Below are 25,957 nucleotides of genomic sequence, written 5' to 3' on the forward strand. Positions count from 1 at the left end.
TAGTTGTTAGTTAGTTATCCCACTTGACATAGTTCCCTCTCTTCCAGACTATGTTTCTCCTGTACTGAGCTGGATACAAAACGATGAGCGTTTGATCGTTTTTTTAGTCCATATGCAATCAAATGGGCTCTAAAGGCTGATTGGCTCAGTTAACCATTTTATTTTCTAAAAACGATATTCCGTATTATGACTGAACAATATAATGCTGGGGCCATTGAGGTTCTTAATGGCTTGGAGCCGGTACGACGCCGACCTGGGATGTATACGGATACTGCGCGCCCTAATCATTTAGGACAAGAAGTCATCGATAACAGTGTTGATGAGGCGCTAGCCGGACACGCGACCAAGGTTCAAGTAATTTTACATGCCGATCAATCGCTTGAAGTGATTGATGATGGACGAGGCATGCCTGTTGATATACATCCAGAAGAAAAAGTCTCTGGCGTTGAGCTGATTCTATGTAAGCTTCACGCTGGTGGTAAGTTTTCAAATAAAAACTATCAATTCTCCGGCGGTTTACATGGCGTTGGTATTTCCGTGGTCAATGCCTTATCAAAACGCGTCGAAGTGACGGTAAAACGTGATGGTCAAGTGTATGAAATTGCCTTTGAAAATGGGGACAAAGTTTCCGAATTAACCGTTACTGGAACATGTGGCCGACGCAATAAAGGAACCAGTGTTCACTTTTGGCCTGATGCCAAGTATTTTGATTCTGCCAATTTTTCTGTTGCTCGCTTAGTCAACAACCTTCGTGCCAAAGCGCTATTGTGCCCTGGCCTTGAAATCACTTTTTCAGACAAGGTAAATGGCAATGACTATCAGTGGATGTACGAAGATGGTTTGAAAGATTACCTTATTGAGGGAGTTAAAGGTTATACCGTATTGCCTGAATCGCCCTTTACTGGTGAGTTTTCAGCTGAAACTGAAGCGGCGACGTGGGCTGTGATTTGGCAGCCAGAAGGTGGTGAAATGATCACCGAAAGTTACGTGAACTTGATCCCTACTGCACAGGGTGGAACTCATGTAAATGGTTTGCGTCAGGGCTTGCTTGATGCCATGCGAGAGTTTTGTGAATTTCGCAATCTGCTTCCTCGTGGCGTCAAGTTAACTGGGGATGATGTGTTTGATCGGTGCAGCTATGTGCTGTCGGTTAAAATGCAGGACCCTCAGTTTGCAGGACAAACGAAAGAGCGCCTTTCGTCTCGACAAACGGCCGCTTTTGTCTCTGGAGTTGTCAAAGATGCATTCAGCTTGTGGTTAAATGAAAAGCCTCAATTAGCTGAGCAATTAGCCGAAGTCTGTATCGCCAATGCTCACCGTCGCATGCGTGCGAGTAAGAAAGTGGTGCGCAAGAAAGTCGCCTCTGGACCTGCGCTACCGGGAAAACTAACCGATTGCTCATTGCAAGATTTAAGTCGTACGGAAATCTTTTTTGTCGAAGGTGACTCGGCTGGTGGTTCGGCCAAACAAGCCAGAGATCGAGAATTTCAAGCCGTTATGCCACTTCGAGGAAAGATCCTTAATACTTGGGAAGTGTCTGCTGATCAGGTACTTGCTTCTCAGGAAGTGCATGATATTTCGGTCGCGTTAGGTATTGATCCTGATAGCGATAATTTGGAAGGTTTAAGATATGGAAAGGTTTGTATCTTAGCCGATGCTGATTCAGATGGTTTGCATATCGCGACGCTGTTGTGCGCTCTTTTTACACGTCATTTCCGGGCCTTGGTAGAAGCAGGGCATATCTATGTGGCTAAGCCGCCTCTCTATCGAATCGATTGCGGAAAAGAAGTATTTTATGCCTTAGATGATGATGAGAAAGAAGGGGTCTTGGAGCGATTATCGAAAAAGAAAGCCAAGATCAATGTGCAGCGATTTAAAGGACTTGGTGAAATGAATCCATTGCAACTGCGCGAAACAACCATGGATCCAAATACTCGTCGCCTCGTTCAATTAACCATTGATGATTCAGACGCGACGATGGAAATGATGGATATGCTGCTTGGCAAGAAACGCGCGGATGACCGCCGCTCTTGGCTGCAAAGTAATGGTGATTTGGCAGAGGTTTAACGAATGTCTACAGAAATTATATTTGATGGCGTTGAACAAATGCCAATGCGTAAATTCACCGAAGAAGCCTATTTAAATTATTCCATGTATGTCATCACGGATCGTGCTTTGCCGTATATTGGGGATGGTTTAAAGCCAGTCCAGAGACGTATCATTTATGCAATGTCAGAGCTGGGACTATCGGCTGCGGCGAAATATAAGAAGTCCGCTCGTACGGTTGGTGATGTCTTGGGTAAGTATCACCCCCATGGTGACTCTGCCTGTTATGAAGCCATGGTGTTAATGGCGCAGCCATTTTCGTATCGCTATCCTTTGGTTGATGGTCAAGGGAACTGGGGAGCTCCTGATGATCCTAAGTCATTTGCGGCCATGCGTTATACCGAGGCAAAACTGTCTAAATTTGCAGAAATCCTATTAGGTGAGCTAGGGCAAGGAACGGTTGAATGGCAGCCCAATTTTGATGGCACAATGAAAGAGCCACAAATGTTGCCTGCCCGTTTACCTCATATTTTGCTCAATGGTATAACCGGAATTGCCGTGGGTATGGCTACGGATATTCCGCCTCATAATGTGCGTGAAGTGGCCGAGGCAGCCATTCATCTGATTGACAACCCTAAGTCAGATTTGGCCGATGTAATGAATTTTGTACAAGGGCCCGATTATCCGACAGAAGCAGAAATCATTTCTCCTAAAGCTGACATAGAGAAGATCTATCGCACTGGACGTGGCAGCATAAAAATGCGTGCCGTTTGGCACAAAGATGGTGGTGAGATAGTCATTACGTCCTTACCTCATCAAGTTTCCGGAGCCAAGCTACTTGAGCAAATTGCTAACCAAATGAGGGCAAAGAAATTGCCAATGGTTGACGATTTGCGTGACGAATCTGATCATGAGAATCCTACACGTATTGTTATCGTTCCTCGCTCTAATCGCATTGATTGCGAGCAGCTTATGGACCATCTGTTTGCATCGACCGATCTTGAGAAAAGCTTCCGTGTTAATTTAAACATGATAGGCCTTGATAATCGTCCTCAAGTCAAGGGGTTGGTTCAGATTCTAGCGGAATGGATTGAATTTCGCCGCACCACAGTACGTCGCCGTTTACAGCATCGTCTTGATAAGGTTCTAGCGCGTTTACATATTCTAGAAGGCTTGTTGGTTGCCTATCTGAATTTGGATGAAGTGATAGAAATTATTCGTACAGAAGATGATCCGAAAGCGGTGCTGATGGCAAGATTCGGCATTACGGATATTCAAGCCGATGCGATATTGGACACCAAACTTCGTCATCTTGCCAAATTGGAAGAGATGAAGATCCGTGGTGAACAACAAGAACTTGAAAAAGAAAGAGAAAAACTAGAGCAGTTACTAGGATCAGAGCGTCGTCTAAATACTTTGATCAAAAAAGAAATCAAAGACGATGCGGAGAAGTATGGTGATGATAGGCGCTCACCACTGGTTGAGCGAGCAGAAGCCAAAGCATTGACTGAGCGCGATCTTGTGCCAAGTGAGCCTATTACGGTTGTCCTTTCAGACAAGGGGTGGATCCGCCATGCTAAAGGCCACGATGTCGATCCGGAAAGTTTGAGTTACAAGTCTGGTGATAAGTACCTAGCACATGCTCGAGGTAAGAGCAGTCAGCAATCGGTGTTTATTGGTAGCGATGGCCGGAGTTATTCCCTTGAGTCACATTCTCTTCCATCTGCACGAAGTCAAGGAGAGCCGATTACGGGAAGATTAAACGTAAATGCCGGGACTAATATTCGTCATGTCGTGATGGGAGAAGAAGAACAGCTTTGGTTGGTGGGTTCTGATGCAGGTTATGGTTTTGTCTGTAAAGGAAGTGATTTACTGTCTAAAAATCGCAGTGGAAAAGCGTTAGTTACTTTACCTCAAAATTCAGAGGTGATGACGCCTTATAGTATTAGTAATTTAGATCTAGACGAAATTGTTGCAATTACCAATCAAGGACGGATGTTACTATTCCCAATCAAAGACTTACCGCAATTAGGTAAAGGGAAGGGGAATAAAATTATCAATATCCCTGCCGCAAAAGCCAAAGAGCGAGAAGAGTTTGTTTCTCACTTGATGGCCTTACCTCAAGGTGCATCGTTAACCCTTTACGCGGGTAAGCGTAAACTTGGCTTGAAACCTTCGGATCTTGAGAATTTCCGTGGGGAACGAGGTCGCCGAGGAAGCCTATTACCGAGAGGCTTACAGAGAGTGACGCGGATAGAGGTTGAAACTTCAGAATCACAAGATAGCGAGTAAACTAAAAATCCCATCAAAGCATGGGATTTTTTATAAGCTAGATTTCTCTTGTGTCTTCTGCAATGGTCACTGTTAACGTTTTCTCTTCACCTTTTCGTATGATGAGAACATCCACAGTTGTACCGGGTCGTAACTCGGTGACGATATCCATGACACTTTGACGGCCATTGATTTTCTGGCCGTCGATTTTAAGAATGATATCTTGAGGTTCAAATCCAGCTTCTTCACCTGGTCCATTAGGGTCAACACCAAGCACCACGATGCCACCCATGTGCTCGTTACCCAATAGACGAGAAGTTACTGAGGTAATATCCTGTCCGTCAATCCCTATATAGCCTCTGATAACTCGGCCATCAGCGATAATCTTTTGCATGATTTTATTGGCAAGTGCATAGGGGATAGCAAAAGAGATGCCGTATGTTTCAAGCTCTGTAGCTTGTTGGAAAGAAGCGGTATTGATACCAACCAGTTCGCCGCGAGTATTGACGAGTGCGCCACCGGAGTTTCCATCATTAATTGCCGCATCCGTTTGGATAAATGAATGCCGTCCCCCTGCACTAATTGATGAGCGCCCTGTGGCAGAAATAATACCAAAAGTGGTGGTTTGTCCTAAGTTATATGGGTTACCTATAGCAAGCACAACATCGCCAACCGTTGCTGAGTAGTTAGGGTTAAGGGGAATGACGGGAAGATTATTTCCCTCAACACGTAGGATTGCGATATCTGTACGTCGGTCTGTGCCTACAAGTTGTGCAAAAGCAACTCTACCGTCTTGTAGTGCAACGACGACCTGATCGGCTTGGGCTATGACATGATAATTAGTAATAATATAACCTTTCTGGCTAACGATAACTCCTGAGCCTAGACTTTGTGTCTGTAACTTTGAACGGTCACCCTCAGTATATTTTCTACTGTATATGTTGACGACCGCTGGAGCTGCTTTTCGAACGGCACTATTAAAGGAGATCTCTTGCGCTGATGTAATATTGTATCCACCACCAAAATCATCAGAAAGAATATTGGTTCTGAGGGAAGGAATTGCTAACAGCAGTAATAATGCCGTTGCCAAGCCTAATCCAATTGAACGCAACAGAAATTGCAGCATAGCCTCGCAACCACCCTAAAATTGAGACAAGTGGCGAAAGAATAGCATTAGATGAGACAATAATAAAAGGATGGAAGGAAATCCTACCATCCTTTGACACAGAAAAAGGTGCTATTTATCGAACGACAAGATAAATAGTACGCTCTCCACGTTGAATATTTAGAGCCAACACATTGGTTTGACTTTCAAGTACTTTTCTAAAATCAGCTAAGTTTTTGACTCGTTTGCGATTGACGCCAATAATGATGTCACCTTTTTGTAACTGATAGGCTTCAGCTTGAGATCCTTTTTCTACTGAGGAGACCTTGACCCCTTGAACTGAGTCGTTGGACGTTGTATTGGTTAACTCTGCGCCAGATAATCCTTCATGAAGCTTATCTGCTGACGCTTTCATATTTTGCTGCTCACCCAATGTGACGTCATAATCTTCTTTTTTGCCATCACGAATGACACCAAGAGTGACCTTCTTACCCGCGCCTAATGTAGCCACTTTGGCTCTTAATTCACTAAACGAGGTAATGTCTTTACCGTTCACCGATACAATGACATCTCCAGCTTTTAAACCTGCTTTGTCAGCGGCGCTATCAGGAACCACTTGGCTAACAAATGCGCCTTTGCTTGACTCATAGCCTAAAGCATCAGCCAGTTCAGAGGTGATTTCTCCACCTTGAACTCCTAGCATGCCTCGTTTGACCTCACCAAATTCGAGAATTTGGTCGGTTAAGTTGGTCATCATATTCGACGGAATAGCGAAACCGATCCCCACATTGCCACCACTCGGTCCTAGGATGGCGGTATTAATACCAATCAGCTCACCTTTTAAGTTCACTAAGGCTCCGCCAGAGTTGCCGCTATTGATGGCCGCATCTGTCTGGATAAAGTTTTCGAAGTTTTCGATATTAAGTCCACTGCGGCCTAGAGCAGAAACAATGCCAGAGGTCACGGTTTGACCTAAACCAAATGGGTTCCCTATCGCCACGGCAAAATCGCCCACTCGTAAAGTATCCGAGTCTGCAATTTTTATTTGGGTTAAATTTTGCGCTTTTTCCAGCTTGAGTAGGGCGATATCAGACATCTTGTCGCCCCCGACAAGTTCTGCTCCGTACTCTCTTCCGTCATGGAGTTTGACACGAATTTTTTCTGCACCGTTTATAACGTGATAGTTGGTTACAACGTAGGCTTTGTCCGAGTCAATGATCACACCTGAACCTAGGCCACGAAAAGGGCGCTCCTGCAGTTGTTCGGTCGGAAAGTCAGGCCCAAAGAAGAAACGAAATTGCTCCGGAATGCGCTGTTTAGCAACTTGAGTCCCTTCCACTGAGATACTGACGACCGCTGGAGTAACTTCCTCCAGCATGGGAGCAAGGCTTGGTAGCTGCTGACCAGAAACAACCAGAGGAAGGGCTGCTGTTGCTGGTATTGGTGTGATGAGTGAACTTAAGCTTAAGGAAAGTACGGATAAAGCAAGCAAAGGTTTTTTCATCTGATAACTCCTAGTTTAGTTAAGGCTTATGACTTAATATTTGTGTAAAAAATAAGAAATCAAACAAAACCTACGGGAATTATGACTCAAAAACCTTTATAAAGTTCACCTCAAGACCGATTCAACTCACGAGGCCTTAGCATCGATGGCTTGCTCTGTGCTAAGTTGCTGTTTTTCTTCTGTCTTGAGTAATCCTGTTGACCCCGAAACATAATCTTTAGGGGCTTCAGTTGTGGCGGCCTTTTTATTGCTTGGTGTTTCAACCGATGTCTCAGTTTGGTCTGCCACTTTTTTGCTAAATGGGTTGTCCTGCTCAGGGAGACTCGGTAAGAGCTCAGCGGATGTTTTCGCCATATGCTGATACAGTTTAGTGTATTCTTTACCAAGAGAATCAAGCATATCAGCCGTCTGAGCAAAGTGATCGGCCAAATCTTGCTTGTGTTGCTCAATCTCAAATTTGGCACTTTCTAAATCTTTTTGGATAGTTTTTTGTTTTTTGTATCCCGGAGTGGTAATGCGCGAGATGATGATGCCTAAAACCGTACCAATAAGCAAACCTATGAGGGCGTAAATCCAAAGCATATTCGCTCCTTATTATTTGTTATTTAACATGTTTTTTAACGATCGGTTACACATGCTTAGTGACATGTTACTATGAGAGACCAAGACGATAAAGAAAAATGCGTGTGCACTGCATAGCAGTTTGTATTCTTTTAAAGCATTTGAGTGAAGCAATGACGCCACTAGATATTTATAACCGAGACATAAAAGAGCATGGTTTCCAGCACGATGAAGCGCAGCTTAAAGCCGTTGAAGCCTTGGATAACCTCTATCATGAATTCGTACAATATGTAAACTCTCCAACAGAAGCCGTCACCGGATGGAGGCGTTGGTTTAGTAAAAAAGCATCGCAAGCTACGGCACCCAAAGGGTTGTATTTTTGGGGAGGAGTTGGTCGAGGTAAAACCTACTTAATGGATACCTTTTTTGAAGCCTTGCCATGTGAAAAAAAGATGCGAGTTCATTTTCATCGCTTTATGTATCGTGTTCACAATGAGCTTAATTTGTTAGGTGATGTCAATGATCCTCTGGAGTTAGTCGCAGACAAATTTAAAGCTGACGCTGAGATCATCTGCTTCGACGAGTTTTTTGTGTCAGATATTACCGATGCTATGATACTTGGCACTCTATTTCAGGCATTGTTTCGTCGAGGAGTTGTACTGGTTGCTACGTCGAATATTCCCCCTAAGGATTTGTATCGAAATGGTTTACAAAGAGCTCGGTTTCTGCCAGCGATTGAGTTAATTCAAGCAAACTGCCAGATATTAAACGTCGATAGCGGAATTGACTATCGTCTCAGAACGCTCAAGCAAGCTGAGATTTATCACTTCCCTCTTGATGAGCAAGCGAACATCAATTTATGCCATTATTTTGAGCAGTTAGTTGGAGAAAGTAAGCAGGGAGAGGTGAGTATAGAAATTAACCACCGAAAGATAGAGATCATTAACTCTTACGAAGGGGTACTTCACGCAACTTTTGAGCAGCTTTGTCAATCCGCTAGAAGTCAAAACGATTATATTGAACTCTCACGTTTGTATAACACGGTGTTGTTAGCTGATGTAAAACAAATGGGGCGGCTAAGCGATGATGCAGCTCGTCGTTTTATTGCTTTGGTCGATGAATTTTACGAACGTAATGTCAAGTTGATTATCTCTGCACAAGTGGCACTGAAAGATCTGTATACCGAGGGGCTGTTAGAATTTGAGTTTCAACGTTGTCAGTCCCGTTTAATCGAAATGCAAAGCCATGAATATCTAGCGAAAGAGCATTTGGCATAAAGAATCTCGGTAATTATCTTGAACGGTAAAAAAAATCGACTTTTTTGCTAAAAAGAGGTGATTTTTTCAACTGACTTCTCTATAATCCTGCGACCCACCGTTACTGCAGACCAAGTCCATGCGGATTAGGGTCGAGAGTGCCAACCACTCGAAGGGGTGATGAATGGGCCTCTTAGTCAGTGGGAGCAATGCTCCTTAAGTGTAAATTTGAATTAACGGGTTATTATTAGCATGAAAACTTTCGTTGCTAAACCAGAAACTGTAAAACGCGACTGGTATGTTGTAGACGCTGAAGGTAAAACTCTTGGTCGTCTAGCAAGTGAAATTGCATCTCGCCTACGTGGCAAACATAAAGCTGAATACACTCCACACGTTGACACTGGTGATTACATCATCGTGGTAAACGCGGAGAAAGTTACTGTAACTGGTAACAAGGCTAAAGGTAAGATTTACCACCGTCACAGTGAATTCCCTGGCGGCCTAAAATCAATCAGCTTCGAGAAGCTGATTGTTCGTAAGCCAGAGATGGCGCTTGAGCTGGCAGTTAAAGGTATGCTACCACGTGGTCCTCTAGGCCGCGCTATGTACCGTAAGCTGAAAGTTTATGCTGGTGCTGAGCACAATCACGTTGCTCAACAACCACAAGTACTAGACATCTAATCGGGAATTTAGAAAATGGCAGAGAATCAATACTACGGCACTGGCCGTCGCAAAAGCTCAGCTGCACGTGTTTTCATTAAACCAGGCAGCGGCAACATTGTAATCAACAAGCGTGGTCTTGATGAGTACTTCGGTCGTCCAACTTCTCGTATGGTTGTTAAGCAGCCTCTAGAGCTAGTTGAACTAACTGAAAAGCTAGATCTATACGTTACTGTTAAAGGTGGCGGCATTTCTGGTCAAGCAGGTGCTATCCGTCACGGTATCACTCGCGCTCTAATGGAATACGATGAGTCTCTACGTCCTACACTTCGTGCAGCGGGTTATGTAACTCGTGATGCTCGTTGCGTTGAGCGTAAGAAAGTTGGTCTACGTAAAGCACGTCGTCGTCCACAGTTCTCCAAGCGTTAATCTTTGTTCAAAGGTTATACCCGGTGAATTCACCGGCTCTTGGTTGCAAAAGCCTGACTCTAAGTCGGGCTTTTTGTTTTCTGCTCGCAAATACCTTGTCCTATATTCCCCTCAATAACTTATTTTCTGCTAATCTTTCTTTTGTGAGTTAACGGGCTATTTACTTGACGCTTGTTGCAAAAAGGTACCTTTATCTTGTCAAAAAGTAGGGTTTTAATTATCATTTGCCGTCAAATACATACAACTAGATTCGTATTTTTTAGCCATGCTCTGTAATAGGAATAATAATAATCCAAAAGGAGCAAGTGGGAGAATGTTTGGATGAGCAATGCGCCTTTAAATAACGGCCGCAGACGTTTCTTGACAGCTACAACTGCCGTTGTAGGGGGTCTCGGAGCTGCTGCTGTCGCCGTTCCTTTTATTAAATCTTGGAACCCAAGTGAGAAAGCAAAAGCTGCGGGTGCCCCTGTCGAAGTCGAAATCGGTAAGCTTGAAGAAGGTCAAATGGTTCGCGTTGAGTGGCGCGGTAAACCAGTTTGGGTTGTTCGTCGGGCACAGTCTGTGGTTGATGGACTAAAAAATATTGATGGTCAACTCCGTGACCCTTCATCGGATGAAGAGCAGCAGCCTAGTTATGCGCAGAATGCTTATCGTTCGATCAAACCGGAATACTTTGTTGCGGTGGGAATCTGTACCCACTTGGGTTGTTCGCCAACTTATTTGCCTGACACTTTTAGTGAACAAGTCCAAGGAGTTAAGTCTGGGTTCTTTTGCCCTTGCCATGGGTCTAAATTTGATATGGCAGGGAGAGTGTTTCAGGGAGTACCCGCTCCGTTGAACCTTGTGATCCCTAAACACATGTACCTCACGGATACCAGAATCATTATCGGTGTTGATGAAGAAGGAGAGGCATAATGCAAGCTCTACTTGATTGGGTGGAAAAACGCATCCCTGCGATGAATGCGTACAAGAAGCACCTCTCTGAATACCCGATGCCTAAGAACTTTAACTTTTGGTATCTCTTTGGTTCATTGGCAATGCTGGTTTTGGTTAACCAACTATTAACGGGTATTTGGTTAACAATGAATTATGAACCATCTGGTGATGGTGCATTTGCTTCGGTAGAATACATCATGCGTGATGTAGACTATGGCTGGTTGCTTCGTTATATGCACTCCACAGGGGCTTCTGCGTTTTTTGTTGTTGTTTACCTACACATGTTTCGCGGCCTTATCTATGGCTCCTACCAAAAACCACGTGAGCTACTGTGGATCTTTGGAATGCTGATCTTCCTCGTATTGATGGCTGAAGCCTTTATGGGCTATCTATTGCCTTGGGGACAAATGTCATACTGGGGCGCACAGGTCATTATCTCTTTGTTTGGTGCTATCCCAGTCATCGGTGATGATTTGACGCTCTGGATTCGAGGGGACTATGTTATTTCAGGTGCAACGTTAAACCGTTTCTTTGCGCTACACGTGGTTGCACTACCTATAGTGCTGTTACTTCTTATTGTGTTGCACGTTCTGGCGTTACATGAAGTAGGGTCGAACAACCCAGATGGCATTGAAACAAAATTGCCTAAAGGGACTATGGGTGATGACTATAAAACGCAATTCAAATTCCATAATGACTATGTGAAAAAATACGACATTATAGACAGTATTCCTTTCCATCCATACGGTACGGTGAAAGACTTAGTGGGTGTGGCTGGGTTTTTATTTTTGTTCTGTTATGTGTTGTTCTTTAATCCAGAAATGGGAGGATACTTCCTCGAGCCGCCTAACTTTGAAGCAGCAAACCCGTTAAAGACACCAGAACATATTGCACCTGTTTGGTACTTTACACCTTTCTATGCCATCTTACGTGCTGTTCCAGATAAACTCATTGGCGTAATTGCTATGGGGGCATCTATTGCAGTGCTGTTTGTGTTACCTTGGTTGGATCGCTGTAAAGTGCGTTCTTACCGCTATCGTAGTAAGTTCCATTTATTCAATATCATCCAGTTTACGATCAGCTTTATTGCTTTGGGTATACTCGGTGCGCTTCCTGCGACACCCACATACACTTTGCTAGCTCAGATCTTCAGCTTAGCGTACTTTATGTTCTTCGTGCTGCTGTATTTCTACAGCAAGAATGAAGCGACTAAGCCTCTACCAGAAAGGGTGAACTTCAAATGAAAAAATGGATTGTAACTTTATTTGCAATACTGCCCACTCTCGTTATGGCTTCAGGGGCGGTGGTGTCACTAGATAAAGCAAATAACGATCTTAGCGATCAAGCGTCACTACAGAACGGCGCTAAACTTTTTATGAACTACTGCTTTGGTTGTCATTCATCTCAGTATCAGCGTTATGAGCGTGTTGCACGTGATATAGGTATTCCCGTAGAGCTGCTTAAAGACAATCTTATTTTTGACCCCAACGCCAAAGTTGGCGACTTAATGGAAAATGCGATTCCAGACAGTTCAGCTGCGAAATGGTTTGGTGCGACGCCTCCTGACTTAACTCTGGTTGCTCGTGTTAGGGGTGTGGATTGGTTGTACACCTATCTTCGTTCATTTTATGAAGATCCTTCTAGACCATTTGGTGTCAATAATATTGTTTTCCCAAGTGTCGGTATGCCACATGTCCTTGAAGAGCTGCAAGGTATACCAACCCCTGTCTACGAGACTAAGACAGTCAATGGTGAAGAGCATAAAGTGGTTGTTGGGACTGAAACGAATGGTACTGGTGAGTTAAATCAAGAAGAATATGATGATGCTGTACGAGATTTAGTTAACTTCCTTGAATACTCGGGAGACCCAGTTAAATTGGAGCGCAACGCATTGGGATGGTGGGTGATGGCATTTTTAGTTATTTTCACTATCGTCGTTGTCTTGCTTAAGAAAGAATATTGGCGTGATGTCCATTAATTGTGCTAATATGTGCTGCTAATTCCCAATTTTATTGTTGATAATGGAGGCTTAGCCTCCATTATTTTTATATCCGTATGTGTGCTGGAGGGCTCCATGGCTGTAGCTGCCAATAAACGTTCTGTGATGACTCTATTTTCAAGTGCATCTGATATGTATAGCCATCAGGTCCGTATTGTCCTGGCTGAAAAAGGCGTAAGCGTTGAAGTTGAATTAGTCGATGAAGCAAACCTTCCTGCTGAATTGATCGAACTAAACCCTTATAAATCAGTGCCTACTCTGGTTGATCGCGAGCTGGCTTTGTACGACTCGAAAATCATTATGGAATACCTAGATGAGCGTTTTCCTCATCCGCCATTAATGCCTGTTTATCCTGTTGCAAGAGGAAACAGTCGTCTGATGATTTATCGTATTGAGAAAAACTGGTACTCACTTGCAGAAAAGATTACTAAAGGTAATGCTGAAGAAGCGGAAGCTGCTCGTAATAAATTGCGTAATGATTTACTAACGCTAGGTCCAGTATTTGCTGAGTTTGAGTACTTCATGAGTGAAGAGTTTAGCTTAATTGACTGTTACTTAGCGCCGTTGTTATGGCGTTTGCCACAGTTAGGTATCGATTTAGTTGGCCCAGGTTCGAAAGAGCTGAAAGTTTACATGAATCGTGTATTTGAACGTGATTCTTTCTTGGCTTCTTTAACGGAAGCTGAGCGTGAAATGCGCCTAAGTCGCTAGTTAGGAAGCGAGATGGACATACCAAACATGACACCACGTCGACCATATATGCTTCGAGCATTTTATGATTGGTTGGTTGATAATGATCTGACGCCTCACTTGGTTGTCGCTGCAACTTTACCAGGGGTTCGTGTGCCAGTTGAGTTTGTTCAAGATGGGCAAATCATTTTGAATATCGCTCCTCGTGCTGTGGGAAATTTGGAGTTGGGTAATGAGGCTATTACCTTTAATGCTCGTTTCTCTGGTCGTCCTCATAGTGTCATTGTTCCTTTGTATGCGGTTCAGGCTATCTATGCGCGTGAAAATGGTGCGGGTACTATGTTTGAGCCAGAAGATGCTTATGACGAAGAAGCTGTTGGGCTTGCTGAGGAGTCGTCAATGGAAGATCACGATGGTGAAAGTGCTGGACTATCATTGGCCACTGAAATGATTGATGATGGCCCGACTCCAGATGATGAACCACCAAGGCCTAAAGGGCGTCCTAGTCTCCGAGTTGTGAAGTGATGTAAAAAGCAGCATACGCTGCTTTTTTTATTGGTTGCTGGTTTTAAAGGCTTTGATAACCTGCTTTACACCAGAAACATTTCTAGCGACATCAACAGCGACATCAGCTTGTTCTGGGGTAAGGTAACCAAGTAAGAAGACTTCTTTATCTTCGGTAATGACTTTGACTTTAACACCATTAAGTGTTTTGTTGGTCAGTAAGGCTGATTTGACCTTAGTGGTTATCCAACTATCATGGCTAATTTCGCCAATGGAAAGAGGTGCTTTGATCCTAACTTGATTGTGTATGGTCTTTACGCCTTTTATCTCTTTGGTTTTAGTAACGAAACTATTTAGAAGTTCAGCGGTGCTCGCTTGCCCTATCAAAATAACTGTACCATCATAGGAACTGGCTGAGATTCTTACGTCATGCTGAAATGGGGCTTTATTGGCGATACCCGCAACTTCAAACTCAATATTGTTGTCATCCCAAATTTCTTGCGTGGTACGAGTGTCTGTCACTATATTCGCGGTAGTTGCTGCCCCTGCAACAAAAAGACCTGCGCAGCCAGTAGTACTAAGTAGCAAACAGCTGATAAGTAATGTTTTTAAGTGTTTCATGGGGTTATTCATCGTGAGCAGGAAAGAGAACTTGATCAATAAGATCGCACAGACAATGCAGAGTCACCATATGCACTTCGTGAATTCTTGCTGTTCTGTGAGATGGAATCCTAATTTCAACATCGTTATCACCGAGTAACCCTGCCATTTCACCACCGTCTTTACCTGTAAATGCGATGATAGTCATGTCTCGAGTCACGGCGGCTTCCATTGCTTTGATAATGTTTTTGCTATTACCGCTGGTTGATATGGCCAGTAGAATATCACCGGCTTGACCGAATGCGCGAACCTGCTTTGAGAAAATCTCTTCGTAATGGTAGTCATTTGCTACCGCTGTCAGAGTGGTATTATCGGCAGTTAGAGCCATTGCTGGTAGGCTAGGGCGTTCAGTTTCAAAGCGATTGAGTAGGCAAGAAACGAATTGTTGTGCGTTGGAAGAAGATCCTCCGTTGCCACAACATAAAATCTTGTTGCCATTTAGCAGGCTAGCAACCATCGCTTGTGCTGCATGAGTAATGGCATCAGGAAGCGCTTCTGCAGCAGCGATTTGAATCTGAATACTTTCTGTAAAGCTATCTTTAATGCTGTCTAGCATCGATTATCCTTGAGTTATTGCGTTTTTTATCCATTCGATTTGCTGGCCTTGTTGGTGGATGGCAATCAGATCAAATCGAAAGTCAGTAGTATGAACGGATTTACCTTGTTTCATCAACCATACATTCGCGGCTTTGACGAGTTTAAGCATTTTTGTTTGAGTTACCGTCTCCGCTGCATGCCCATAATGCTGGTTTGAGCGATAGCGGACCTCGATAAATACTATGCTGGAACTGTCTTGCATTATAAGATCGAGTTCACCTCCTTTTACATGGAAGTTTTTCTCGATAGTGACAAGGCCTTGGCGAACTAAATACTGTTCCGCCAAAGCTTCATAATGTTCACCACTTTGCCGTTTAGTCAGCGTGACCATATTCAGCCCAACTGACTTCGCGTTGTATTACACAATCAGAGCTTAGGCTGAGTAACCCTGTATTGCCTTGTAGGGTGTAACCTTCGACGACTTTCATTTGTGGAAGCTGCTCCATCAATAAATATGCATCCATGCCAAGAGCCTGCAGGCGTTTCTCTGCATTTGAGTCTTTTGGCCATAGCTGTTTCATTTGCGCTTCAAGTGATTCATTAGGTTGAACGAGCAGTGGAATATCGCTATACATGACACCCGTTAAATCTTCATACTGTTGTTGTCCGCTGTTGCTCCGAGAGTTGGAAAATAGCTTCGGTGGCACGGTATCAGGGTTAACTGCAACCTCAATGAATGGCTTTAACAGCGTTAATTCTGCATTACCAGCAACAATATAGACAGCATCTATATCACGTCTACTGCGTGGTTGGGTTTTTAGGGGAATGTTCAGTAATGATTCCATTTGTGCGATGTGTTGCTGACTTTCTTGCAAACCAAAGACCTTATTGATGTCTTTTTGTAGTTGGCGTTTATCACCAAACAGATTAACTGCGACTTGATTACGGCTGTATTTTTTCCATTCTTGTTCAAAGGCTTCGACAACACGAGTGCCCAAAGTACCTTGCGGAGCCAAGACTAATGGGTAGCGATAGCCCTGAGAGTATAAATGCTTTGCAGCTTGTGCAACTTCTTGTTCTGGTGAAAGGGCAAGATAACAAATGTTGTTTCCAGATTCTAGATTATCTGGAATATTGAGAGCAAGTGTTGGAAGAGGTTGTGAAAAACTCGCTTGGGCTTGCGTCAACTTATCAATATTACTTTTTACTAATGGGCCGACTATAAAGTCGATGCGTTTTTCTATCAATGTTTGTTCCAGTTGCTCGACGGTGGTGTTGTTGGTATCAATAATGGTTAAGCTTGCATTCTCATCGCGTTGGTTATCATTCATCATTGCCAAAATGAACCCATCGCGAATCAATTGTGCTTGCTTGGAAAATTTACCAGAGAGAGGCAGCAATAGCGCCGTATTTACTGGTTTTGTGACTTCAAGGTTTAAAATGTCGATAATGCCTTGTGGGGTATCTATAGCTGCAGGGTGATTTGGGTTTTCCTCGAGCCATTTTTCAAGAGTATTCTTGAGCTGAGTAATATTAGCCGACAAGGTTTTGGTATAAATCGCTAATTGTAGCCAACCGTCCAATATTTCTTCATCACGCTTCGCTGTGTGCTCTGTGATGTCATATTGGTTGTATTGGTTTAAGTTATCCCAAATATTTTGAGAAATATCTTTTTGTTGGGAAGGTTGCGCATAGTTGGCTGACTCAACAAGTTCTCTTGCCGCTTCAAAGTAATTTCCCTTTTGATTGAATAAGTTAGCTCTCATCTTATGATAGGTTTGCCATTGCGTATCGGCTAATTTCCATGATGAAGAGAAATTTAGCGTATTTAGCGCTTTGTCATATTGGCTTTGTTTAATCAGCAGCTCGGCATGCGAGAGTTGCCATTCCGCCTGCTGCATATGAGAAAGGTCTTGCCTAGCGAGACGGCGTATGAGTAGATCACTCTGGGTGTAGTCGTTAGATTTTATCGCAGCTTTTAACGCCATGATTAGCCAATCATTTTGAATATTCCCCTGACTGCTGTCTGCCCGCATTAGGTAAGTGCGAGTTGACTGATTAGGTGAGAGGGTAATATCTACGTTTGTTTGTTTAGTCGGACCTGTAGAACACGCTGACAAAATGACAGCGAGGGCTACAGGAGTCAGTATGCGTGTTACACTGAGTCTCTTGTGGTTGTTCATGGCCATGAGTTATTAACTATTTCCGTACAAAATTTTGTCTATATTAATCGTTGAAGTGATGGTAAACAAATGACAGATCAAAAAACCTTACCAACTGAGGTCCCAACCCTCTATATTGTCCCGACGCCAATTGGCAATTTAGGTGATATCACTCAACGGGCACTTGAAATATTAACCAATGTTGATCTTATTGCTGCTGAAGATACTCGTCACACAGGCAAACTGCTTTCACACTTTGGCATTTCGACGAAAACCTTTGCTCTTCATGATCATAATGAGCAGCAAAAAGCGCAAGTTTTGGTTGAGAAACTGTTAGCTGGGTACTCTATTGCACTTGTTTCTGATGCGGGTACCCCATTAATCAGTGATCCAGGATATCATTTAGTGACGAAGTGTCGTCAGGCCGGGGTTAAAGTTGTGCCCTTGCCAGGTGCATGCGCTTTAGTGACAGCTCTGAGCGCATCAGGTTTACCTTCAGATCGATTTAGCTTTGAAGGTTTTTTGCCCGCGAAAAGTAAAGGAAGAAAAGACAAATTTCTTGAAATTGCTAAAGTTGAACGTACCTGTATTTTTTACGAATCGCCACATCGAATTCTCGATTCTCTGACTGATATGCTCGATATTCTGGGTCCTGAACGTGAAGTCGTTTTAGCTCGTGAACTGACGAAGACATTTGAAACGATTCATGGTTTACCCTTGGGGCAGTTAGTAGATTGGGTTAAATCCGATCACAATCAGCAACGAGGCGAAATGGCGCTGCTTATTCATGGATATCGAGCTGTCAGTGAGGATTCTTTGCCAGAAGACGCAACGCGAGCACTGACTATTTTAAGTAAAGAGCTACCGCTAAAAAAAGCAGCGGCTTTGGCCGCTGAAATATATAACTTAAAGAAAAATGCGCTTTACAAATGGGGTCTAGAGTCTCTTGATTGATTTGACTTAGTCAGATGTTCTGAGAGGAATAATGCTGAAATTTGCATCAGTTGGCTGCTTGATTTCATCATATTTGTGATCTCGCTAGACACTGGATGTTAATGTCTATACAATCCGCCTCGGAGTTGACTGGGTAGTCGCTGCTTTATTGATGTCCTTCATCCACGTGGTGAGGGAGACTGATAGAGGGGAGGAAAGTCCGGGCTCCATAGAGCAGGGTGCCAGGTAACGCCTGGGGGGCGCAAGCCTACGACAAGTGCAGCAGAGAGAAGACCGCCGATGGCTCGTAGAGCACAGGTAAGGGTGAAAGGGTGCGGTAAGAGCGCACCGGACAGCTGGTAACAGTTCGTTGCAAGGTAAACTCCACCCGGAGCAAGACCAAATAGGCTTCCACATTGCGTTGCTCGCGTAAGGAAGCGGGTAGGTTGCTTGAGCCAGTGAGCGATTGCTGGCCTAGACGAATGGCTACCGCCGCGTAAGCGGAACAGAACCCGGCTTATATGTCGGCTCCACCTATTCGAAACCCATCATAGCACTCGTGTTATGATGGGTTTTTTGCTTTTTATTGACGAACTTACTGCGATAAGCACTAAACTTAGCGCCATATCACGTGTACGATTTAGCATAGGTAGCTATCCCGTGCTAAAAGAGTAAACTGGGTAGTTTTTTAGCGCATCGGTGCGAGAGCGAGATATAGATACGATGACCGAAGAATTTAAGCATATTTCTGTTTTACTGCATGAATCTATCGATGGTTTAGCAATTAAGCCTGATGGTATTTACATTGATGGAACCTTTGGTCGTGGTGGACATAGCCGCCAGATATTGAGCAAACTAGGAACCGAAGGCCGTTTGTTCAGTATTGATCGTGATCCTCAGGCAATTGCAGAGGCCAAGACGATTGATGATGTTAGGTTTAATATTATTCATGGCCCCTTCTCAGGTATGGCGGAATATGCAAAGCAGCGCGACTTAGTGGGTAAAATCGATGGCGTATTGCTTGATTTAGGCGTTTCGTCTCCCCAATTGGATGATGCAGAACGTGGTTTTAGCTTTATGAAAGATGGTCCATTGGATATGAGAATGGATCCGACTTCAGGTATACCTGTGTCTCAGTGGCTTGTCGAAGCGGATCTTGATGATATTACTTGGGTTATCCGTGAATTTGGTGAAGATAAACATGCTCGCCGTATTGCAAAAGCCATCGTGGCTTATCGAGAAAATGAAGACAATGAGCCTCTAACACGAACCAGTCAATTGGCTAAATTGATTTCAGATGCGGCCCCAAAAAGTTTCAAAGAGAAGAAACATCCGGCAACGCGTACCTTCCAAGCATTTCGAATCTATATTAATAGTGAACTGGAAGAGATTGACACGGCATTAAAAGCAGCCGCAAGTATTTTAGCTCCCAAAGGTCGTTTGTCGGTCATAAGTTTTCACTCACTCGAAGACAGAATGGTAAAGCGATTCATTCGTAAAGAGAGCAAAGGGCCAGACGTGCCGCACGGTATTCCTCTGACCGAGGAACAAATCAGTGCTCTCGGTAGCGCCAATTTAATGCCTGTGGGTAAAGCGATTAAACCGTCTAAACAAGAAGTCGAAGTGAATACACGCTCTCGCAGCTCGGTACTTAGAATCGCAGAGAAGCTTTAGATAGCTATGAACAACCCCGTACCTAATCTGGCCAAACTCATCGCATTGGACCTTGTCACTGTCGGACGTATACCTCTGCTGATCCTGACGTTGATTTTTGCGTCTGCGATGGCCGTTGTATTTACTACACATCATACACGTCAAGCAATCACAGAAAAGGACTTGGCTCTTCAAGAGCGGGAGCGACTCGACAATGAGTGGCGCAATCTATTGCTTGAAGAGACCGCCTTGGCAGAGCACAGCCGAGTGCAGGAAATCGCGAAAGACGAATTGCAGATGAAACGCCCTGATGCGGATAAAGAGGTGGTGATTGATTTACCATGAGCAAAAGTAAACTATCTCCCACAGCTAAAAAAACAGCTAAAAAAACAGCTAAAAATGTGCCGAAGAAAAAACCTGCTGATAGAGAAGCACCCAGTTTCATTCGATGGCGCTTCTATTTGGTTTTAGTGGTTATGTTTGGCGCTTTTATGTCTCTAATCACAAGAATTGCCTATATCCAAATTATTGAGCCTGATAACCTTATCCAGCAAGGTGATTTACGTTCAGTTCGAGCGAAAACCATTCATTCTGCTCGCGGTATTATCTCGGATCGTAATGGCGAGCCGCTTGCTGTTAGCGTTCCTGTCGAAGCGGTATGGGCCGATCCAGTCACTATCTTTAAACGTGATGGTTTGGCGAATATGGACTCTTGGTATGCATTGGCTGATGTTTTGGGTCTTGACCGCCAGAAAATGGTGGACAAGATTAGAAGCAATAAATCTCGGCGTTTTATTTATCTTCAGCGCCAAGTGAGCCCAGCGATGGCTAACTATATCAGAGAGTTAAAATTAGCGGGTGTCGGACTCAAGGCTGAGTCTCGTCGTTACTACCCAACAGGTGAAGTGAGTGCCCATTTGGTGGGGGTGACCGGTATTGATGGACATGGTTTAGAAGGTACTGAACGCAGCTACGATAAGTGGCTAACGGGAGAAGCAGGAAAACGCATTATACGTAAAGACAGATATGGACGAGTGGTTGAAAATATTTCGCTTGAGGAAAGAGAACAAGGCAAACCGTTAGAACTCACTATTGACCAGAGAATTCAAGCGATTGCGTACCGTTCCATCAAGCAGGCAGTGGCTGACTATAGAGCCACATCAGCCACTGCGGTGATTTTGGACGTAAAAACAGGGGCAGTCTTAGCTATGGTGAATGCTCCTTCATACAATCCCAATAATCGCGCTGATCTCCAGTCTGCAAAGATGCGAAATCGTGCTATAACCGATGCCTTTGAGCCAGGTTCCACAGTGAAGCCTTTTGTCGTATTGGCAGCGCTAGAAAACGGAGTGGCTAATAAAGAGACCATTATTGACACGGGTAATGGCATTATGCCAATTGGCGGCCAAAAGGTGCGTGATACGTCGAAGGTAGGCAAAGCAGACTTGGCCACGATTTTGAAAAAGTCGAGTAATGTTGGTGTTGCTAAACTTGCGTTGGATATGCCGCTTGAAGCGTTATTAGGCATGTATAGCTCGGTAGGCTTCGGTGAGCTGTCTGGGTTAAACCTTGTTGGAGAAACACAAGGTATTTTTCCTAACCGTCGTCGCTGGTCAAAGTTTGAAATAGCCACTTTAGCGTTTGGATATGGTTTGACGATCACGCCTCTGCAGTTGGCACACGCATACGCAACCTTGGGTAATTACGGAAAATACCAACCGATTCATATTATAGAAAGTAATCAACAAGATTTGTCGCGTCAGGTGATTAATAAAGACAACGCTCGCATTGTTCTTGAGATGCTTGAAACGGTAACCCAGCCTGGTGGAACAGCCACAAAAGCAGCGGTTCCTGGTTATCGTGTTGCGGCAAAAACGGGCACATCACGCAAAGCAATTGCTGGTGGCTATGGAGACGAATATTTTGCCTATACCGCAGGAATTGCTCCAGTGAGTAACCCTAAAATTGCGGTGGTTGTGGTTGTTAATGAGCCTCAAGGTGATAACTACTACGGTGGTTCGGTCGCAGGGCCAGTATTTGCTGAAATCACCAAAGGTACGTTACAAATTCTTAATGTTGCCCCCGACGAGAACCGATTTAAAAAAGATAAATAGAGAAACACTATGCCCAAATCATTAATGCTTGTTGAACTGCTTGCCCCCTGGCTAACGATTCCTGCCAAGGAAAAGCTGGATATTCGGGTTGAAAGGCTGGAGCTGGACAGTCGTCGGGTGAGCTCAGGGTGCACTTTTGTCGCCGTGAACGGGCATTCTGTTGATGGAAGGGATTTTATCGATTCGGCGGTTTTTAAAGGCGCAAATGCCGTTATTGCGCAAGCGAATGAAATTAACCCTCATGGCATCATTGACTGGCGAGACAAGGTTCCAGTGATTTATATCGAGGGGCTTCATCAGCACCTTTCGCAGATGGCAAATAGGTTAATACCACTGGAACACAATCGTTTGATTGCAGTGACAGGGACTAATGGTAAAACGACGATTACTCAATTAATCGCTCAGTGGCTATGCCTTTTGGGTGAAAAAACGGCCGTGCTTGGTACTACGGGCAATGGTTTTCTTGAACAGCTGCAACCTGCTACGAATACGACTGGTCACGCATTTGAAATTCAACATACTTTGTCTGATTTAGAGCGCCAAGGTGCTCGTTACACTGCAATGGAAGTTTCCTCTCATGGCTTAGTGCAAGGCCGAGTGAAGGCTCTTAAATTTGCTGTCGGGGTATTTTCTAATTTAAGCCGCGATCACCTCGATTATCATGGAACTATGGAGCACTACGCGCTCGCTAAGCGCTCACTTTTTAGTGAACATCATTGCAGTCGATCAGTGATCAATATTGATGATCCCATCGGCGCTTCTTGGGCGGCGGAACTACATCCTTGTATTCCAGTATCTTTGTCACCGATAAAATCTGGTCAGGGGGTGTATGCCACCCACATAGATTACTCGGATTCGGGGATTGAGATAACTTTTTCGGGCCAGTTTGGTGATGGTTGCTTCTTTGTGCCTTTGATTGGTGAATTCAATGCCAGCAATGTGCTGTTGGCTTTTGCTACCATATTGTCACTTGGCTATGAAAAAAACGCTCTGATTGATACGGCCAATCAATTGAAGTCTGTTTTGGGACGCATGGAATTATTTCAGGCTGTCGGTAAGGCAAAAATAGTGGTGGATTATGCTCATACGCCAGATGCATTGGAGAAAGCTCTTTTGGCGCTTAAGAAGCATTGTCGTGGCAGGTTGTGGGCAATTTTTGGCTGTGGTGGGGACCGAGATAAAGGCAAACGACCATTAATGGCCGCTATTGGTGAATCACTTGCAGATACAGTCATTTTGACCGATGACAATCCTCGAAGCGAACAGCCAACTGAGATAGTAAAAGATATGTTGAATGGAATGATGTCTCCCACAAAAGTCATCGTGGAACACGATCGCTATCAAGCTTTAGCCTACGCTCTGCAGCACAGCAACGCTGATGATATTATCTTTTTAGCAGGTAAAGGTCATGAAGACTACCAGATCATAGGTGATGAAAGGCGACACTATTCTGATCGAGAATCAGCAGCACAACTTTTGGAGCTAACATTATGATTCCTTTGATGCTATCACAGTTGCTTGAGGTGCTTGACGCTGAGCTTATCGGCAATGATGTCGTAGTTAAAAACGTGTCTACCGATACACGAACAATAGAACCCGATTCCCTTTTTGTGGCTTTAATCGGTGAGAAGTTTGACGCCCATGATTTTGTGGGAGAGGCTGAGCTATCTGGCGCTATCGCGTTACTTGTTAGTCGATGTGTTGATACTCAAGTGCCTCAGCTATTGGTTAAGGACACTAAAGTGGCCCTAGGAAAACTGGCTCAGTTTGTCCATCAAATATGTCACACGCCAACGGTGGCAATTACGGGGAGCTGCGGTAAAACGACAGTGAAAGAAATGGTGGCGAGCATTATGGCTCAAAAAGGGCGAGTGCTTTATACCTCTGGTAATTTCAATAATGATATTGGTGTGCCTCTGACATTACTGCGTTCTCAACCAGAAGATGACTTTGCCGTGATTGAACTAGGCGCTAATCATATTGGTGAAATTGCTTATACGACCCAGCTGGTGAGACCGGATGTTGCACTGGTTAACAATGTGGCTGCAGCGCATTTAGAAGGTTTTGGCTCTTTAGAAGGGGTCAAAAAAGCAAAGGGTGAAATCTACCAAGGGCTTAAGTCTGGTTCAGTCGCCATCGTGAATTTGGATAGCCATGGAGATGAGCTTTGGCAGGATGTGTTATCTGACAAAACAGTGAAAACATTCTCACTCTCTGATAACAGAGCTCAATATAAAGCACGTAATCTAAACATGAAGGCAAATGGGATGGCTTCTTTTACGATTGATACGCCGGATACCAGCTTTGATGTTTCGTTAGGGATTATGGGGCAACACAATGTCGCTAACGCACTTGCTGCAACCGCACTTTCTATTGAATTGGGAGCGTCACCAGCGATGATTACTTCGGGTTTGGAAGCTTTATCCAAAGTGAAAGGGCGAGTTGAAAGTATCGAGCTTACGGACAATATCAAATTGATCGATGATAGCTACAATGCGAGCGTCCCGGCTATGAAAGCGGCTGCCGATCTATTGGCTAGCTTCGATGGTGTGCGGTGGCTTATTTTAGGCAATATGGCTGAATTGGGTGCGGAAAGTCTTGCACTTCATCGCCAAGTCGGTGAACATGCGGCGCCGTTTAAATTTGAATATGTGCTTACTTATGGGGCTGATGGCATAGCGATTAGCGATGTTTGCCAAGGTAAGCATTTTGACACTCATGAAAATATGATTGAGTTTATTAAGCAGCACATTACTGAGCATACTGGCTCTCAAACATTACTTGTTAAAGGCGCAAATAGTGCTGGAATGAGCCATATTGTTGCTGCTTTGAAGGAGATGTATATATGATTATTTGGCTTGCAGAGCTTCTACAGCCATACTTTTCATTCTTCCGCTTATTTGAATATTTGTCTTTTCGAGCCATTGTGAGTGTTTTAACTGCGCTAGCTTTATCTCTTTGGATGGGGCCTCGTCTTATAAAACGGCTGCAAATGTTACAGATTGGACAAGTTGTTCGTGACGAGGGTCCTGAATCACATTTTAGTAAACGAGGCACCCCAACCATGGGCGGACTGATGATCTTAACGACTATTATCACTACCGTCATTGTTTGGGCTGATCTTTCGAATCCCTATGTTTGGGCCGTATTAGCGGTTTTAACGGGTTATGGTATTGTCGGCTTTGTTGATGATTATCGCAAAGTGGTCAACAAAGATACGGATGGTTTGATCGCTCGCTGGAAATATTTTTGGCAGTCAGCGATAGCTTTGGTGGTTTCTTTTGCCTTGTATGCACATGGTAAAGATACGACAGCAACTCAACTTGTGGTACCTTTTTTCAAGGATGTTATGCCTCAACTTGGGCTTTTCTACATAGTGCTTAGCTATTTTGTTATCGTAGGAACGAGTAATGCAGTTAATTTGACCGATGGTCTAGATGGATTGGCAATTATGCCAACTGTGCTAGTGTCTGCTGGATTTGCGGCTATTGCATGGGCTACAGGGAACGTCAACTTTGCCAATTACCTCCATATTCCTTATGTGCCCTTAGCCTCTGAGTTGGTGGTTGTTTGTACCGCAATGGTTGGTGCTGGTTTGGGCTTTTTGTGGTTCAATACCTATCCAGCTCAAGTGTTCATGGGTGATGTAGGCTCGCTCGCTCTAGGCGGTGCACTTGGTACGATTGCGGTACTTGTTCGACAAGAATTTGTCCTTGTCATCATGGGCGGTGTCTTTGTCATGGAGACTTTGTCTGTGATCTTACAAGTTGGTTCCTACAAACTCAGAGGTCAACGTATTTTTCGCATGGCACCAATTCATCATCACTATGAGCTAAAAGGTTGGCCTGAGCCTCGTGTAATCGTGCGTTTTTGGATCATCTCAATCGTTTTGGTACTGGTTGGTTTAGCCACACTGAAAGTACGTTAAGGAAATAGA

General features: G+C 44.1%; 24 protein-coding genes and 1 other RNA gene. 18 read left to right on the top strand and 7 right to left on the bottom strand.

The features are described from left to right. Positions 1 to 186 precede the first annotated feature (186 nt). Positions 187 to 2,067: a DNA topoisomerase IV subunit B gene (gene parE, locus QQK21_RS11790; RefSeq protein ID WP_284192386.1), complete on the top strand. Its 1,881-nt coding sequence runs from the start codon at positions 187 to 189 to the stop codon at positions 2,065 to 2,067. A gap of 3 nt (positions 2,068 to 2,070) precedes the next feature. Then, a complete protein-coding gene (parC, locus tag QQK21_RS11795) occupies positions 2,071 to 4,338 on the top strand; it encodes a DNA topoisomerase IV subunit A (protein WP_284192387.1) in 2,268 nt (755 codons plus the stop codon). Between the two features lie 37 nt (positions 4,339 to 4,375). On the opposite strand, the gene degS is transcribed toward parC, so the two are convergent. The 3 genes from degS to zapG all read right to left on the bottom strand — a co-directional run bounded on the left by degS (position 4,376) and on the right by zapG (position 7,508). Then, the gene (gene degS, locus QQK21_RS11800; protein ID WP_284192388.1) at positions 4,376 to 5,443 is read right to left on the bottom strand and encodes an outer membrane-stress sensor serine endopeptidase DegS; all 1,068 of its coding nucleotides are present in this window, start codon (positions 5,441 to 5,443) and stop codon (positions 4,376 to 4,378) included. Between the two features lie 115 nt (positions 5,444 to 5,558). Beyond that, positions 5,559 to 6,926: a DegQ family serine endoprotease gene (locus QQK21_RS11805; RefSeq protein ID WP_284192389.1), complete on the bottom strand. Its 1,368-nt coding sequence runs from the start codon at positions 6,924 to 6,926 to the stop codon at positions 5,559 to 5,561. Between the two features lie 126 nt (positions 6,927 to 7,052). Then, the gene (gene zapG, locus QQK21_RS11810; protein ID WP_284192390.1) at positions 7,053 to 7,508 is read right to left on the bottom strand and encodes a Z-ring associated protein ZapG; all 456 of its coding nucleotides are present in this window, start codon (positions 7,506 to 7,508) and stop codon (positions 7,053 to 7,055) included. A gap of 152 nt (positions 7,509 to 7,660) precedes the next feature. Here zapG and zapE point away from each other — a divergent pair, with 152 nt between their 5' ends. From zapE to sspB, 8 genes are all read left to right on the top strand, one after another. Continuing rightward, a complete protein-coding gene (gene zapE / locus QQK21_RS11815) occupies positions 7,661 to 8,764 on the top strand; it encodes a cell division protein ZapE (RefSeq protein WP_284192391.1) in 1,104 nt (367 codons plus the stop codon). 231 nt (positions 8,765 to 8,995) lie between these two features. Further along, the gene (gene rplM, locus QQK21_RS11820; RefSeq protein WP_284192392.1) at positions 8,996 to 9,424 is read left to right on the top strand and encodes a 50S ribosomal protein L13; all 429 of its coding nucleotides are present in this window, start codon (positions 8,996 to 8,998) and stop codon (positions 9,422 to 9,424) included. Positions 9,425 to 9,439: 15 nt separating this feature from the next. Continuing rightward, complete coding sequence (gene rpsI, locus QQK21_RS11825; protein ID WP_114785086.1) at positions 9,440 to 9,832, top strand: 30S ribosomal protein S9; 393 nt, start codon at positions 9,440 to 9,442, stop codon at positions 9,830 to 9,832. 321 nt (positions 9,833 to 10,153) lie between these two features. Further along, positions 10,154 to 10,747: a ubiquinol-cytochrome c reductase iron-sulfur subunit gene (gene petA, locus QQK21_RS11830; RefSeq protein WP_284192393.1), complete on the top strand. Its 594-nt coding sequence runs from the start codon at positions 10,154 to 10,156 to the stop codon at positions 10,745 to 10,747. Further along, complete coding sequence (locus QQK21_RS11835) at positions 10,747 to 12,012, top strand: cytochrome b (RefSeq protein ID WP_284192394.1); 1,266 nt, start codon at positions 10,747 to 10,749, stop codon at positions 12,010 to 12,012. The genes petA and QQK21_RS11835 overlap by 1 nt, the downstream gene beginning before the upstream one ends. Next, positions 12,009 to 12,746, top strand: a complete 738-nt coding sequence (locus QQK21_RS11840) for a cytochrome c1 (protein ID WP_284192395.1) — start codon at positions 12,009 to 12,011, stop codon at positions 12,744 to 12,746. The genes QQK21_RS11835 and QQK21_RS11840 overlap by 4 nt, the downstream gene beginning before the upstream one ends. A 96-nt stretch (positions 12,747 to 12,842) precedes the next feature. Beyond that, on the top strand, positions 12,843 to 13,478 hold the full coding sequence (gene sspA / locus QQK21_RS11845; protein ID WP_284192396.1) for a stringent starvation protein SspA: 636 nt from the start codon (positions 12,843 to 12,845) through the stop codon (positions 13,476 to 13,478). 12 nt (positions 13,479 to 13,490) lie between these two features. After that, positions 13,491 to 13,982, top strand: a complete 492-nt coding sequence (gene sspB, locus QQK21_RS11850; RefSeq protein ID WP_284192397.1) for a ClpXP protease specificity-enhancing factor — start codon at positions 13,491 to 13,493, stop codon at positions 13,980 to 13,982. Positions 13,983 to 14,009: 27 nt separating this feature from the next. On the opposite strand, the gene QQK21_RS11855 is transcribed toward sspB, so the two are convergent. From QQK21_RS11855 to QQK21_RS11870, 4 genes are read right to left on the bottom strand one after another with little or no spacing between them, the layout of a single operon-like run. Next, positions 14,010 to 14,582: a BON domain-containing protein gene (locus QQK21_RS11855; RefSeq protein WP_284192398.1), complete on the bottom strand. Its 573-nt coding sequence runs from the start codon at positions 14,580 to 14,582 to the stop codon at positions 14,010 to 14,012. Positions 14,583 to 14,586: 4 nt separating this feature from the next. Further along, positions 14,587 to 15,177 carry a phosphoheptose isomerase gene (locus tag QQK21_RS11860; protein WP_284192399.1) on the bottom strand — a complete coding sequence of 197 codons (591 nt, stop codon included), beginning with the start codon at positions 15,175 to 15,177 and terminating at the stop codon, positions 14,587 to 14,589. 3 nt (positions 15,178 to 15,180) lie between these two features. Further along, positions 15,181 to 15,549 (bottom strand): YraN family protein, encoded by a 369-nt coding sequence (locus QQK21_RS11865; RefSeq protein WP_284192400.1) that lies wholly within the window; start codon positions 15,547 to 15,549, stop codon positions 15,181 to 15,183. Then, positions 15,533 to 17,347: a penicillin-binding protein activator gene (locus tag QQK21_RS11870; protein ID WP_284192401.1), complete on the bottom strand. Its 1,815-nt coding sequence runs from the start codon at positions 17,345 to 17,347 to the stop codon at positions 15,533 to 15,535. Before QQK21_RS11870 ends, QQK21_RS11865 begins: the two co-directional genes overlap by 17 nt. Before the next feature lie 63 nt (positions 17,348 to 17,410). Between QQK21_RS11870 and rsmI the strand changes: the two genes are divergently transcribed. The 8 genes from rsmI to mraY all read left to right on the top strand — a co-directional run bounded on the left by rsmI (position 17,411) and on the right by mraY (position 25,948). Further along, positions 17,411 to 18,274 carry a 16S rRNA (cytidine(1402)-2'-O)-methyltransferase gene (rsmI, locus tag QQK21_RS11875; RefSeq protein WP_284192402.1) on the top strand — a complete coding sequence of 288 codons (864 nt, stop codon included), beginning with the start codon at positions 17,411 to 17,413 and terminating at the stop codon, positions 18,272 to 18,274. Between the two features lie 121 nt (positions 18,275 to 18,395). Next, positions 18,396 to 18,789: RNase P RNA component class A (rnpB, locus tag QQK21_RS11880), an RNA gene on the top strand. Between the two features lie 187 nt (positions 18,790 to 18,976). After that, a complete protein-coding gene (rsmH, locus tag QQK21_RS11885) occupies positions 18,977 to 19,927 on the top strand; it encodes a 16S rRNA (cytosine(1402)-N(4))-methyltransferase RsmH (protein ID WP_284192403.1) in 951 nt (316 codons plus the stop codon). 6 nt (positions 19,928 to 19,933) lie between these two features. Continuing rightward, the gene (gene ftsL / locus QQK21_RS11890; protein ID WP_431313114.1) at positions 19,934 to 20,251 is read left to right on the top strand and encodes a cell division protein FtsL; all 318 of its coding nucleotides are present in this window, start codon (positions 19,934 to 19,936) and stop codon (positions 20,249 to 20,251) included. Then, positions 20,248 to 22,020 (top strand): penicillin-binding transpeptidase domain-containing protein, encoded by a 1,773-nt coding sequence (locus tag QQK21_RS11895; RefSeq protein ID WP_284192404.1) that lies wholly within the window; start codon positions 20,248 to 20,250, stop codon positions 22,018 to 22,020. Before ftsL ends, QQK21_RS11895 begins: the two co-directional genes overlap by 4 nt. A 9-nt stretch (positions 22,021 to 22,029) precedes the next feature. Further along, positions 22,030 to 23,514 (top strand): UDP-N-acetylmuramoyl-L-alanyl-D-glutamate--2,6-diaminopimelate ligase, encoded by a 1,485-nt coding sequence (gene murE / locus QQK21_RS11900; RefSeq protein WP_284192405.1) that lies wholly within the window; start codon positions 22,030 to 22,032, stop codon positions 23,512 to 23,514. Further along, a complete protein-coding gene (locus QQK21_RS11905) occupies positions 23,511 to 24,869 on the top strand; it encodes a UDP-N-acetylmuramoyl-tripeptide--D-alanyl-D-alanine ligase (protein WP_284192406.1) in 1,359 nt (452 codons plus the stop codon). Before murE ends, QQK21_RS11905 begins: the two co-directional genes overlap by 4 nt. Then, on the top strand, positions 24,866 to 25,948 hold the full coding sequence (gene mraY / locus QQK21_RS11910; RefSeq protein WP_284192407.1) for a phospho-N-acetylmuramoyl-pentapeptide-transferase: 1,083 nt from the start codon (positions 24,866 to 24,868) through the stop codon (positions 25,946 to 25,948). Before QQK21_RS11905 ends, mraY begins: the two co-directional genes overlap by 4 nt. Positions 25,949 to 25,957: the final 9 nt, after the last annotated feature.

Source organism: Vibrio zhanjiangensis (assembly GCF_030161235.1).
Lineage (GTDB): Bacteria > Pseudomonadota > Gammaproteobacteria > Enterobacterales > Vibrionaceae > Vibrio > Vibrio zhanjiangensis.